The sequence below is a fragment of the Nonlabens sp. genome (assembly GCF_965657255.1).
Lineage (GTDB): Bacteria > Bacteroidota > Bacteroidia > Flavobacteriales > Flavobacteriaceae > Nonlabens.
In genome coordinates this window covers 33,233-46,712 of sequence record NZ_CBFHNM010000002.1, presented here as the reverse complement: position 1 = coordinate 46,712, position 13,480 = coordinate 33,233, and the positions used below count along the sequence as shown (strand labels likewise).

The window sequence follows — 13,480 nt, the reverse complement described above, 5'->3', positions numbered from 1 at the left end:
AGCCTTTAATCTATAAAGAGTAAAGGCTTTTTTATTAAAATGGGCTGTTTTTATTGATCTATAGACCCCATTACTTTTTGTGCAAAAGCGTTAGCAGCTTCTACACCACTCATTCCTTGTGCAACATTCTGGTGAACTTCTAGCGCACCACATATATTTGTTATTAACTCACCTACCACATCCATTTCTTCATCTGTTACAGATCTGTGTTCAGTAAAGCTTTCTAGTACTTCAAGAGTTGCTTCTAGAGACTCAGGACTAGCGTTTTTTTGTAAATGTCTAATTACTGGTAACTTCATGTACTAGGTCTTTTAAGTTTTCAAATTTATTAGTCTGTACTTGATTAACAAACGCGCCATTTTTAAAAGTGGCAAACGTTGGTAAATTATCTACAGTCGCTAGTTTGCGTGATTCTGGAAATTTCTCCGCATCAGCAAGTATGAAAACCGTATTCTCATTTTCTGAAGCTAGTTTTTTAAACTTAGGCTTCATTACACGGCAGTTACCGCACCATGATGCCATATATTGTACAACAACCGTTTCATTTCCAGCAACGATTTCTTGTAAATTATCTTGATCTAATGTTTGCATTGTATAATTTTTAGTGAAAAAAAAGAGGAAAGTTGGAAAGAAATATCTCTCTACTTTCCTCTTTAAATTTATTATGTTTCTAATTAGTTTTTAGAAAGATACTCTGCAGTAGCGTTGCGATTTGCACTCATTGCTTCTTTTCCTTCTTCCCAGTTTGCAGGACATACTTCACCATTTTTCTGTACGTGAGTATATGCGTCGATCATTCTTAAGAATTCATTTACGTTTCTACCTACTGGCATGTGGTTGACACCTTCATGAAATACTACTCCTTCTTCATCGATTAAGTAAGTTGCTCTATAAGATACGTTATCACCTACTAGGATGTTGTCTTCGATCTCATCATTATATTCTACTTCTATATCTAGAATATCAAGTGTTCCAGAAAGATTGCGGTTAGAATCTGCAAGAATATCATAAGTCACACCTTCAATTCCTCCATTATCTTTAGGAGTATTTAACCAGGCAAAGTGTACTTCTGGAGTATCACAAGAAGCACCTATTACGATAGTATTTCTTTTTTCAAACTCACCTAGAGCTTCTTGAAAAGCATGTAATTCTGTAGGACATACAAAAGTGAAATCCTTTGGGTACCAAAATAAAAGAACTTTCTTTCCTTTATTCTTAGCTTCTTCAAATACATTTAATTTAAATGTATCTCCCATTTCATTCATTGCATCTACATCTAGATTTGGAAATTGTTTACCTACTATGGCCATGTTTTTTTATTTAAAAATTAATCTGTTTTTCAAGTTGTAAAAGTAGTGACCGCTTTCGCGAAAGCGGAATATTTTCAATCTCATTAGTAAATATCACAATAGTTTTTACTTATTTAATAAAGCTTTAAGGATAGGTTGTCCTGATAATTGAGTGGTTTAAAATAATTTTAACTGCTGTATTAGGATGAGAAAGATTTGTTTTACAGTTGGTCTTCTATGATAAATAACCGATCTGTTAGGGAGATTTTTGTTTCTCGTAAAGAGATCGTCTTTAATCAAAGCTTAAGATTACAGGTTTTAAATTCTTTTGCGCCATCGTTCTAATTGGTATAAATATTTTTCAATTAGAGCTCTTTTATTCTTCTGGTTTAATCTCATTGAGCTCTACATTTTTACTTGCGGCATATTGATAACCGCTTTCCCACCATTGTGCCATTTTTTCTTTTTTAAATACCAAAGAATTTGTCGTGAGAACAGTAGGAGTATAGTACAAGTTGATTATAGCATCGTGATTATTTGCTACATATTTCCCTATGGTTATGTTTTGTTTTTCAATACGATCCATCATGAACTCATGCAAGTTAGATAAAAGCGAAAACACATTTTTAGAAGGCATTTTATTATAAAAAGCAACTTCTGTTTCTAAAATAATGACATCTACTACTGTAGCGCCTCGATCTATAGCTTCTTTAATCGGTACCATACTACCAAAACCACCGTCTGCATATTCACAACCGTTTTTTCTAACTAGGCTCATAAAAGGTATGTAATTACAAGAAATCCAGATCCAATCAAGGAAATCTTCATAATCAAAATCCTTAATAGATTTGTATTCGGTTTCATTCATAGAAATATTAGAAACCGTAACCACGACATCTATGTTACTATTCTTAAGCTTGTTGAATTCTTCTAAAGAAAGCGTTTTCTTCATCAGCTTTCTTAAGTTTTTACTTTCACCAAAGGTTTTAGATCCTCTAAAGAAATTGCGCAACACTTTAAAATGATTAATACTTATTTGATCCTGTCCATATTTATCTGTTTTTACTAAAAATGGTCTACGACTAAAAATAGAAGATTGGTTGACACTGGTATACACTTCCTTTATTTTTTCTATTCTATCTAAAGCGAGATGTGAAATCAATAAACTGCCTGTAGATGTACCTATATATAAATCGTACTTATGTCCTAATTCTTCTTTAAGATATTGAGCCACGCCACCACCAAAAGCTCCTTTGCTGCCACCGCCAGAAATAACAAGCGCTCTCATAGTCGTATTATTTACTTTTTGCTTCTAACAAAAGGCTGTCGTAAATAGTAGTTCTTATTTTTTCTGAACTTATAAAACCTTCTCCAAAACCATTTTTGTCGTACACTTTTGTTATTCGTTTATCTTTTTCTACTTCTTCACGAGACTTACCATTAGTTAAAGCTTTTTCTATTTGGTTCTTTAAATCTTTAAGCATAGGAATATAGCTGGCTAGATCTTCATAACTGGCTAGAGCACCATGCCCAGGCACTATTTTTGTTTCCTCATTTATAGTAGATAATATCTTTTCTTGAGCATTTATGTATCCAGTAATAGATCCGCCAGATGCTATATCAATGTATGGATAGCGTCCATTGAAAAACACATCACCCATATGCACTACATTACTTTTTGTCATGTAAATGAAGCTATCACCATCTGTATGAGCGTTATGTACATGAATGATTAAATTGTTGTCATCTGGTAAGGAAAGTTTATAGTCTTCTTCAATGATTTTTTCTGGTAGAAAGACTTCTTTTTTTCCATCTTTTTCAAGTCGTACAAAAACATTTTTATGAGCAATTACTGTTACATCTTCACTGTTAAAATTCTTATTTCCACCTGTGTGATCTGCATGATGATGTGTGTTTATTAAAAAAGAGATAGGTAAATCAGTTATGGTAGCAATCGCTTTTTTAATTTTATCACTTAAGGGAGCAAATTGTGAATCGATCATGACTACCTGATTTTCAGAAACCTGTATCAAAATATTTCCACCTTCTCCTTGTAACATAAAAACTCGATCTGTTAATTTTGTAGTTGTTATTTCTACATTTTCAAATCTGTCTTGAGCAACGGCTAGTATACCTAGTAATAGTAAGAGAATAGTAAAATAGTATCTTTTCATTTTGTTTAATTTGAAAGTAAATTTAGAATACTAGTGTATCAAAAAGATCTCTTTTATAATTGTGATGGATCTTCACCTATTGTGCTCATGGTAGGTTGTTTAGTGACGAGTTGTTTTATTTTGATACTGAAAGCAGCAAAAATTAAGGTCATAATAGGAGAAAGCCAGCTGAAAATAGCATAGAGTGCATAATCTGCTACACTTACACTTAAAGTACTACTATGATAAGCGCCACAGGTATTCCATGGAATTAGAACCGAAGTTACTGTACCAGAATCTTCTAGTGTTCTAGATAGATTTTCTGGAGCAAGACCTTTTTCACGATAGGCTTTTTCATACATTTTACCAGGCACTACTAGTGCTAGGTATTGATCACTTGCAGTTACATTAATAGCAAGACAACTGGCAACGGTACTAAAGAACAATCCAAAAGTGCTACTAAATAAATCTAGTAAACTGCGAGAAATACGGCTTAAAGCGCCTATGGCATCCATCACACCGCCAAAAACCATCGCGCAAATAATCAGCCAGATGGTTCCCAACATAGATTCCATTCCTTTTCCTTCAAAAAGGCCTGCTAGCTCTTCTACTATTTTGGGATTATCAGATATAGGGTTTACTGTTGTCTTTATGGTAATAGAGTTCATAATACCTTTATAAGCCGCTTCAAAACTCCACTCTTTCACTCCTGAAATAGCTAGTACGATATCTGGCTGGAAAATAAGAGCAAAAATTCCAGCGAGTAATGTACCTATTAATAAAGCGATTAAAGGGGATACTTTTTTAACGATCATAGCAATCACTGCTACTGGCACAACAAACAACCATGGACTCGTATTAAATGTAGCGTCTATAGCATTTTGATATTGAGAAACATCAGCAGCGCCAGTGGTATCATTTGTAAATCCTAATATCACAAATACAATCAAAGTCACGGCAACAGTAGGTACGGTTGTGTACGTCATGTACTTGATATGTGTAAATAAATCTGTTCCAGCCATAGCAGGAGCGAGGTTAGTGGTATCACTTAAAGGGCTCAATTTATCACCAAAATAAGCACCACTCAATACCGCACCAGCCGTCATTCCTGCACTAATGCCTAAGGCTCCTGCAATTCCTATTAACGCAATACCTACAGTCGCACTAGTCGTCCAGCTACTTCCAGTGGCGACAGATATAACTGCACAAATGATAACGCATGCAGCAAGAAATATAGTCGGATTGAGAATGTCCAGTCCATAATAAATCATAGTAGGAATGATACCGCTCACCAGCCACGTTCCTGCAAGTGCTCCTACCATTAAGAGTATTAATATTGCGCCAGTGGTGGATTTTAGATTTTGTGCAACTTCCTCAACCATGGATTGATAAGAAACCTTGTTTTTAAAACCGACAATTGCAGCGATTGCACCACCCAGAATTAGGATAAATTGATTCGTTCCTCCTAATGCGCTATCTCCAAAAATAAAAACATTGTAAGCAAGCATTCCTATCAATGCTATAACAGGAATCAACGCTTCCCAAATATTCAGTTCTTGATTTTCAATAATTTTTTCGTCTTCTTGATTGATATTTTGGCTTTCCATAAATATAATTGGTGAACTGTAATGTTACGATTTTGAAATTTGAGTTCCAAGCCAGAACTGGAATTCAGTGGTATTTTTGTTAAAAACAATTGTTATTATGTCGCTTTTGCGAAAGCCGAACAATCAATCTACTCATTAATAAGGTAAAAGTGTCGAATTAGTTTAAAAAATATCAACATTAGAATCCTGTTATAAAGTGCCTTCCGCACATTACTTGTAAGTCTTTGTAAAAAATATATTATTACTGATTTTTATATTTCTGTAGAAGACGTTTTTCATATCCTAGCTTTCGCGAAAGCGTTACTAACAATGAAATCAAAGGTTTAAATAATCTAAATATAAAATGATCTACTTGTGTGTCGCCCCAATCAAATAAAAGGAATGCATGAAATGGATTATAGGGAATTTGATTTTTGCTAAATGTTTTTCCATCGCGTACAAGACCAAAAAGCACGGCCATGAAGTTTTCAAAATCAGGTTGTCCTGGTTCTAATTTGGCTCTAAAAATAATCGGTTGATCATTAGGATTATAAAAACGATGCACGTCTAAGAGTGGTACTTTAAAATCTTCATTGGGTTTTAACAAAATCTCTTTTCCTAAATAGTGAACACCTAAAATGCCTTCTTGTGGAAAAAAATGCTCTGTAAACTGCTCATGAAAATGAATGGGATTACCGCCGCCTGGTTGCAGTTTTACTTCAATTAAGGTATACGTACCATTAGTTTGCTCACTTGTTTTAAGGATAGTAGCTTTTTCTTTTGTAATAGGATTTATATAAACTTGAGGCATTTTTCAAAGATAATTGCTGCTTATGGAAAACCTTAATAAACAGATAATAAATAGTGATCATAAGAATGAGATTTTCCTATTTCATACTCTTACATTTGTGTAAGATTTGTGAGAAATAAATTTACAGATAGAATCATACAAAGTTTTAGAATTATGTCAGAGAATATAGAAAGAATAAAATGTTTGATTATAGGTTCAGGACCTGCAGGTTATACAGCAGCTATTTATGCGGCTCGTGCAGACATGAAACCTGTCGTATATACAGGAATGGAGCCAGGTGGACAGCTAACTACTACTACCGAGGTAGATAACTTTCCAGGTTATGCAGATGGAATTGATGGACCAGCAATGATGGTAGATTTACAGAAGCAAGCAGAGCGTTTTGGTACACAAGTGCGCATAGGTATGGTTACTGAAGTACATCTCGCTAAAGAAAAAGGTGGTATTCATACTGCTATTATAGACGGCAAAACAAAAGTTGAGGCTAATACGGTAATTATTTCTACAGGAGCATCTGCAAAATATTTGAACATTCCTAGTGAACAACGTTTACGTGGTGGTGGTGTGAGTGCTTGTGCAGTTTGTGACGGTTTCTTTTACAAGAACCAAGATGTCGCCATAGTAGGAGCAGGAGATACTGCCGCTGAAGAAGCTTCCTACCTGGCCAAAATTTGTAAAAGTGTAACGATGTTAGTGCGTAAAGATCATATGCGTGCTTCTAAGGCGATGCAACACAGAGTAAACAGCCTTGACAACATAAAGGTGTTATATAACTCTGAAGTGGATGAAGTTTTAGGTGATCAAGTGGTAGAAGGTTTGCGTATTGTAAACAATCAAACTCAAGAAAAGCACGAGATTGAAATCACAGGTATCTTTATCGCAATAGGTCACAAGCCTAATACAGATATTTTCAAAGGTCAATTAGACATGGGCGATGATGGATATTTAAAAACGATTCCAGGATCTACAAAAACAAATCTTCCTGGTGTTTTTGCTTCTGGAGATGTGCAAGATAAAATTTATAGACAGGCAGTTACCGCTGCAGGTACTGGGTGTATGGCAGCTCTAGATGCAGAGCGCTACCTTGCAGATATAGGAGAAGTAGAAGAGGTAAAAGCTGGAGATTATCATATAGATTAAATCAGATTATTTTCTCTAATAGAATTTATTCCAATTAAAAATCCTCTATGAAATTCATAGAGGATTTTTTAATGCGTTATTTTCAGATAAATGTTTTATTGCTTTTCTAAAACTGATTTTCCAGAAAAGTTTTTCATATCTATTTTAGGAGTATTGTGTAGTGTAACATCACCTTCGTCACTAGAGTGAAGTGTAAGTTTTCCTTTCACATTAATCTCTGCAGTTGCATAGTTTTTGATAGTCAGATCTAAATCATCAAAAACAAGATTTTTACCTTCAATATTTGCACGACTAGATAAATTAAGTTGACCATTGTTAATATCACCTTCAATTTTAGCATCAACACGATCTTTCATGCTTAACTCTAAATAGTCATACTTGATCAATGCTGCTACGTCTGCATTGTCTTTTAAATTTATAACCGCTTTCTTACCAGAAAGATTTAATTCTGACGTTGTACTTCTTTCAGCGTTTAGAATTAATCTAGTTACGTTTGCCGTTATAAAGACCTTTGCATCTTCTTCTATATTTAGTTCTAGATCTTCGAAGGCAAGACTTGTTAAAGAAGATAGCTGTGCATCTCCTTTAACGGTAATTTTCTTTAATTCAGGTCCGTAAACGATTCTAAATTTCATTTCTTTTTTAGAACGTATTCTTGCGGTTGTTGTTACTACTAGTTTGCCGCCTACTACAGAAACGGCAAGATATTGATGCAAATTAGAATCTGTAGTGATTTCTACTTGTGAGGAAGATCCAGGTACAAGTGTGATTTCATAATCTTCACTTATCTCTAGTGTTTCAAAAGAATCAATAGGACTGATCTCTGTTGTTACCTCGCGATTTCCCTTTACCTTAATTAAATCCTGTGCGCTTGTTATTGTAATTGTCAATGCAAAAACAAAAAGTAATATCTTTTTCATTGTAATAATTTAGTTTACAAATGTAAAGCAAAAACCGCTCCATCATGAAATGGAGCGGCTAAGAGTTCTACTTCTCAATCACAAGGGTAGAACGTCAACTTGAAAATCAATCTTGTTGAATGCCTATTTTATTGGAACTCTTTTAGGCTCCGTTTTAATAGTCTTAGTGATCGTTACTGGTCCGACTTTAGATTTCGTTACTGCTTCTTTTTTGTACTGCGATTCAGAATATTTCCATTTACCATCTGTAGTTGTGGTGGAATCAGGGGCTTTATTATCTATATCGTCAGATTTATTTTGTTCAGGAACAGGACAATCTAAACATACTACTTTGCCACTTTTCAATTGGTACGTATTATCATAACTGCCATTCATATGTAATGCATCATCAGAATACCAAGTCGTATATCGTTTTTCAAATCGTTTATTCATTTTCACTTTTGTGCCTTTAGGTAAATAAATAGTAACAATTACTTTTTGATTAAAAAGTCCAGAGCCCTTTGGAGCAATAACATAGTCCGGTGCTATAAAAGTAGAGTCAGTAATTTTATATTCATAAATCAAGGATTCTGCATTAATTTTAGCGGTTTCAAAAGAGTCACCTTTTGCCTTGAAATTAAGGTTTACATGAGCTTTATTGTCTCTGCTCTCAGCAATCGCAACGCGCACTTCATTCATTCTAATAGCTTTCTCACCATTATAATCAATAAATTTAACACCATTTGTTTTTACAAAAACTTGGTCATTTAGATCATAAACATCTAATAATTCCAATTCAAATACTTTTTCTTCCTCTATTTCAAAGTCTTGTACCTCAATAACATTTCCGTCATAAGCCTGACTTGCTGCTATTCTAGCTATAGATATGCTAATTACTATAACGGATATGATCCAGAGTACTACAAGAACAATTTTTGCAGGAACCCCAATTGATTTTAAATTGTTGACTAACAACTTAAGACCTAGAATAGCAAGTAAGAATAAAGGAATTCCAGCTGCTAATATGATAGCAGTTAATAAAATCCATGAAGCTTCATGATGCGGCACGACCAGATCAAAGATATGAATCAAATTCTGACCATCCACATTGATAAAGCTTGCTGTAATCATAGATACTAGTAAACCTATAAGTCCAGTGGTGGCAGCAAGAAAAACAACTAGTCCAATTATTTTAATCAAAGCTTTAAAAAAGCCTTTTATCAATCTTCCTAAAAAGCTGAAGAACTTTATAGAACCACGCTTTCCTTTTTGACCTACTATATGGTGGCTGGCGTCGGTCTGCCCATCAACCACAGTTTCAAAACCCTGCTTAAAGTTCTCTTCTATGTTAGAGATATTCACCTCTTTACCCATCATTGTGAGACGCTGATTTGTAGTAACAGCATCAGGTACGAGAATCCATAATAGGATGTAAACAGGTATCACCCATCCCACACTAAAAAGCACTAATAGGACCCATATTACACGCACCCAAATAGTGTCTATGCCTAAATAGTAGCCTAAACCACTAGAAACACCGCCTACATAACCGTTTTGTGTATCTCTAAATAATTGCTTGTTTTTTCCATTAGGTCGATAAGCTTTTCTAGAGGTTTGTTCCTCAAAGATCTCTTCATTTACTTCATAGTCTTCAGGCTGCCCCATTATACTGATCACTTCCTCAACATGCTTTATAGAAATAACCTGTTGATCGTTAGCTCTTTTTTCAAGAAAAAGCTCGGCTATACGTGATTCTATATCGCTCATGATCTCGTCAGCACCGCTCGTACCGGCAAATGATTTACGCACCGCCGCTAGATAACGTTGCAGTCGTTGATAGGCATCTTCATCTATATGGAAGAACAGCCCAGCTAGGTTTATATTGATGGTCTTGTTCATGATTTTGTTGTTTTTGATTTGGTCACTAGGTTAACTGCGTTTTTAAGATCGTCCCAGGTAGTCGTAAGTTCGGTCAAGAAAATTTTACCTGTTTCAGTAAGTCCGTAATATTTACGTGGTGGTCCACCAGTACTTTCTTCCCATCGGTAATTGAGAAGGCCAGCATTTTTAAGTCTGGTGAGTAAAGGATAAATCGTACCTTCTACTACCAACATTTTTGCACCTTTTAAAGTGTCTAGAATCTCTGCTACATAAGCATCTTCTTCTTTTAAGATGGATAGAATGCAGTACTCCAGTACGCCTTTGCGCATTTGCGCTTTTGTGTTTTCTATCTTCATGTTATTTTGTATTTGACGTTTCTACCTCATGGTGATGAGGTATGAAATTTATCGTTAAAGGGTAATCATAATCCTCACCATCATGAGCTTTTATTGCCGCTTTAATGGTACAAACTAGATCTATAACTCCTAGAGCAAATATTAATGTACCACAAACGACTCCACTGGCGATAATGGTGCTAAATATTCCCATATCATTCCAAAATGGAAAACCACCGCCATGATCCATCGCTTCCCAAAGACTAGGACCACCAGAAATCATAGAGCCTACTATTATTCCACCGCCTATAAAAGCGAGAATGATGGTGTAAAGTGTCATACTTATTTGAAAGTTAATCGCTTGCTTACCATGTCTATCTATAAAGTCAGATTTTTTAGAATTGATCATCCATAAAAGAATGGGCAGCACAAAATTCCCTAAAGGAAAAAGCCATTTACCGAAGGTCAGTAAATGAATACCAGTAGCGATATTATGGTGATTATTTTGATTTGTTGATTCCATAGCCTATTATTTTCTTATGCAAATATATATTTAAAAGATAGTATTATGCAATACAAAGTACTAAATATTTTTATTTGACTCCAGTTGTTAGATAGTTTCGCTTTCGCGAAAGCGCAATAAATACAAGCCTTTTCACTACTTTTGTATATCTCAAAATATTTTGAAAATAAATTTTAATTTTATGATCACACCTAAAAAAATCAATGCTTTTACCTTTTTAAAGTTACCAAGTTGTTGGTGGACAGGTGTAAGATGTCAACAAATTGATGATAAAAACTGTACAGTAACTGTAAAACATAAATGGTTCAATCAAAATCCATTTAACAGCATGTATTTTGCGGTACAAGCCATGGCTGCAGAACTTTCTACAGGTGCATTAGTCATGTCTTACATAGAAAAAAGTGATGCCAAAGTATCTATGCTCGTGGTAAATAATAAAGCAACTTTTACAAAAAAAGCTACTGGACTTATTACTTTTAAATGCCATGATGGACTTGCTATAAAAGAAGCCATAAGGAAAACAATCGACACTGGAGAAGGACAAACCTTGTGGATGACATCAAATGGAGTAAATGAAGAAGGCGAGCAAGTAAGCGAGTTGCAGTTTGAATGGACAGTGAAGAGGAAAGGGTAGTTTTTAATTCCAGAAATTTGCCTAAGCAAATCATCTGGAATCTCTTAGAAACTATCTACAAGTTTGTCAACTGAACAGTCTCACTTCTGAAAATTTGGTTCGAGAATTTTAATCAATGAAATGAATAGGTTCCAAATTTCTCAGGGACCTGTTAGTTCTATCGTAAACTTTGTTAATATCTAAATAATTTACAATTCAGTAATTATCTTCACCTCATGAAAGCAATGATACAGAAATACGTCCTTAATTTCAAGCAACCTGCAGGAACCTCAAGAGGTGTACTTAAAACTAAAAACACGTGGTTCTTGATTCTTGACAACGGTGTGAAAAAAGGAATAGGAGAGATCAATATGTTTCAAGGTCTTTCCATCGATGACCGACCTGGTTTTGAAGAAAAGCTTCAGTGGACTTGTAATTACATTTCCATTTCACCTGCAGAAATGATGCAAGAATTGAAAGAATGGCCATCCATATTATTTGGTTATGAAATGGCAATTAAATCCTTACAATCTAGTGATCCTTTTACTTTATTTCCTTCTATGTTTACAGAAGGTCAGGATTCTATTTCTATCAATGGGTTGGTATGGATGGGCGATCAAGAGTTTATGATACAGCAACTAGAAGAGAAACTGAAAGCTGGTTTTGACTGTATTAAAATGAAGATAGGCGCGATTGATTTTGATGCAGAAATAAGTCTGTTAAAACTGATACGTTCTCGCTTTCGCGAAAGCGAAATCACGATAAGAGTAGATGCAAATGGCGCTTTTACTCCAGACAATGCAATGCAAAAGCTAGAGGAAATATCAAAATACCAAGTGCATAGCATCGAGCAACCTATTAAACAAGGTCAATGGCAAGAAATGGCAGCACTTTGTGAGCAAACACCGCTAGATATTGCTCTTGATGAAGAATTGATAGGTCTTTATGATAGAGAAGAAAAAATGAAATGTCTTGAGACTATAAAACCGCAATATATTATTTTGAAGCCAGCTTTAGTAGGTGGTTTTCAAAGTAGTAGAGAATGGGTCAATCTGGCAACAGAGAGAAGTATCAATTGGTGGATTACCAGTGCATTGGAATCTAATGTAGGCTTAAATGCAATTGCACAGTTTACTTATACTTTAGGTAATAAAATGCCTCAAGGACTAGGAACAGGATCGCTTTACACTAATAATATAGACGCACCTTTAGAAATTAAAAAGGGTCATTTGTGGTGTAACACATCTGCCGGCTGGACTACTAATGATTTAAATTTATAAATATGTACATAGAACAAGGTTATAAAGGTAAATTAGGAACTTGGAACTTTTTTGTGATTCCAGGACTGTTTATTCTTTTCATGCTGTTTAATTATGTTGCAACTAAAGCAATGATTTCAGAGAGTGATCAGTCTATGGAAGCTATGATGAATCAAATGATTGAGCAAATGGGGAAAAATGTTTTTCTCGCGGTCAACTTGATCATATTTGTTTTTGGTTTGTTAGTTGTTTTCTTATGGGTAAAATATATTCACCAGCAATCGCTAACTAGTTTTACAACATCACGTCAGAATATTGATTGGAAAAGGATTGGATTCATGTTTTTGCTATGGGGAACATTTTCTGCCGCAACTACGATGATTACTGTATATGCTGTTCCAGAGAATTATGAATTACAATTTAATTGGACAAAGTTTCTTCCTTTGCTTGTTATTTCATTATTAATGTTTCCTTTTCAAACAAGTTTTGAAGAATACTTGTTTAGAGGTCAGTTGCTTCAAGGTTTAGGTATCGCTACTAAAAGTAGAGCAATTTCTTGGATCGTTACGTCTGTACTTTTTGGTTTGATGCACGCAGCAAATCCAGAAGTAGAAAAATTAGGATTTACTGTTATGATATTTTACATTGGAACAGGATTAGTTCTTGGTGCTATGACATTGTTAGACGAAGGGTTAGAACTTGCACTCGGTTTTCATGCTGCAAATAATATTATAGGCGCATTATTGATGACGGCAACATGGACTGCAATCCAAACAGATTCAGTTTACTTGGATACATCTCCTATTCCTGAATTTGGAATAATGGATACGCTTCCTATTTTTATTGGCTATCCTATTTTGCTAATCATTTTAGGAAAAATTTATAAATGGAAAAATTGGAAAGAAAAATTATTGGGTAAAGTTCTAAGTAAAGAAGAATTTTTTAAGCTTGATGGACTTGATACTTATAATGAATTTGAAAATTAAGAAAT

General features: G+C 34.6%; 15 protein-coding genes. 4 read left to right on the top strand and 11 right to left on the bottom strand.

What is annotated here, in order from left to right; all coding sequences use genetic code 11:
• Window positions 1-50 precede the first annotated feature (50 nt).
• From ACTF54_RS02645 to ACTF54_RS02615, 7 genes are all read right to left on the bottom strand, one after another.
• Window positions 51-299 carry a DUF6952 family protein gene (locus ACTF54_RS02645; protein WP_347195521.1) on the bottom strand — a complete coding sequence of 83 codons (249 nt, stop codon included), beginning with the start codon at window positions 297-299 and terminating at the stop codon, window positions 51-53.
• Complete coding sequence (locus ACTF54_RS02640; RefSeq protein ID WP_347195520.1) at window positions 280-591, bottom strand: thioredoxin family protein; 312 nt, start codon at window positions 589-591, stop codon at window positions 280-282. The genes ACTF54_RS02645 and ACTF54_RS02640 overlap by 20 nt, the downstream gene beginning before the upstream one ends.
• Window positions 592-674: 83 nt before the next feature.
• Window positions 675-1,310: a peroxiredoxin gene (locus ACTF54_RS02635; protein ID WP_347195519.1), complete on the bottom strand. Its 636-nt coding sequence runs from the start codon at window positions 1,308-1,310 to the stop codon at window positions 675-677.
• 355 nt (window positions 1,311-1,665) lie between these two features.
• On the bottom strand, window positions 1,666-2,577 hold the full coding sequence (locus ACTF54_RS02630; protein WP_347195518.1) for a patatin-like phospholipase family protein: 912 nt from the start codon (window positions 2,575-2,577) through the stop codon (window positions 1,666-1,668).
• A 7-nt stretch (window positions 2,578-2,584) separates the two neighbouring features.
• The gene (locus tag ACTF54_RS02625; protein ID WP_438968681.1) at window positions 2,585-3,463 is read right to left on the bottom strand and encodes an MBL fold metallo-hydrolase; all 879 of its coding nucleotides are present in this window, start codon (window positions 3,461-3,463) and stop codon (window positions 2,585-2,587) included.
• A gap of 53 nt (window positions 3,464-3,516) precedes the next feature.
• Window positions 3,517-5,049: a Na+/H+ antiporter NhaC gene (nhaC, locus tag ACTF54_RS02620; protein WP_347195516.1), complete on the bottom strand. Its 1,533-nt coding sequence runs from the start codon at window positions 5,047-5,049 to the stop codon at window positions 3,517-3,519.
• Window positions 5,050-5,290: 241 nt separating this feature from the next.
• Window positions 5,291-5,839: a cupin domain-containing protein gene (locus tag ACTF54_RS02615; RefSeq protein ID WP_347195515.1), complete on the bottom strand. Its 549-nt coding sequence runs from the start codon at window positions 5,837-5,839 to the stop codon at window positions 5,291-5,293.
• Window positions 5,840-5,992: 153 nt separating this feature from the next.
• On the opposite strand from ACTF54_RS02615, the gene trxB reads away from it, so the two are divergent.
• Window positions 5,993-6,979, top strand: coding sequence for a thioredoxin-disulfide reductase (gene trxB / locus ACTF54_RS02610; protein ID WP_347195514.1), 987 nt, complete (start codon window positions 5,993-5,995; stop codon window positions 6,977-6,979).
• 95 nt (window positions 6,980-7,074) lie between these two features.
• On the opposite strand, the gene ACTF54_RS02605 is transcribed toward trxB, so the two are convergent.
• From ACTF54_RS02605 to ACTF54_RS02590, 4 genes are all read right to left on the bottom strand, one after another.
• Window positions 7,075-7,899: a GIN domain-containing protein gene (locus ACTF54_RS02605; RefSeq protein ID WP_438968680.1), complete on the bottom strand. Its 825-nt coding sequence runs from the start codon at window positions 7,897-7,899 to the stop codon at window positions 7,075-7,077.
• A gap of 123 nt (window positions 7,900-8,022) precedes the next feature.
• Window positions 8,023-9,777 (bottom strand): PspC domain-containing protein, encoded by a 1,755-nt coding sequence (locus ACTF54_RS02600; RefSeq protein WP_347195512.1) that lies wholly within the window; start codon window positions 9,775-9,777, stop codon window positions 8,023-8,025.
• Window positions 9,774-10,115, bottom strand: coding sequence for a PadR family transcriptional regulator (locus tag ACTF54_RS02595; RefSeq protein ID WP_347195511.1), 342 nt, complete (start codon window positions 10,113-10,115; stop codon window positions 9,774-9,776). Before ACTF54_RS02595 ends, ACTF54_RS02600 begins: the two co-directional genes overlap by 4 nt.
• A 1-nt stretch (window position 10,116) precedes the next feature.
• Window positions 10,117-10,617, bottom strand: a complete 501-nt coding sequence (locus ACTF54_RS02590) for a DUF4870 domain-containing protein (RefSeq protein ID WP_347195510.1) — start codon at window positions 10,615-10,617, stop codon at window positions 10,117-10,119.
• Window positions 10,618-10,798: 181 nt separating this feature from the next.
• Here ACTF54_RS02590 and ACTF54_RS02585 point away from each other — a divergent pair, with 181 nt between their 5' ends.
• The 3 genes from ACTF54_RS02585 to ACTF54_RS02575 all read left to right on the top strand — a co-directional run bounded on the left by ACTF54_RS02585 (window position 10,799) and on the right by ACTF54_RS02575 (window position 13,475).
• Window positions 10,799-11,251 (top strand): DUF4442 domain-containing protein, encoded by a 453-nt coding sequence (locus tag ACTF54_RS02585; RefSeq protein ID WP_438968679.1) that lies wholly within the window; start codon window positions 10,799-10,801, stop codon window positions 11,249-11,251.
• Window positions 11,252-11,466: 215 nt separating this feature from the next.
• Complete coding sequence (locus ACTF54_RS02580) at window positions 11,467-12,510, top strand: o-succinylbenzoate synthase (protein ID WP_438968678.1); 1,044 nt, start codon at window positions 11,467-11,469, stop codon at window positions 12,508-12,510.
• Between the two features lie 2 nt (window positions 12,511-12,512).
• Entirely contained in the window at window positions 12,513-13,475 is a 963-nt protein-coding gene (locus tag ACTF54_RS02575; RefSeq protein WP_438968677.1) for a lysostaphin resistance A-like protein, read from the top strand.
• Window positions 13,476-13,480: the final 5 nt, after the last annotated feature.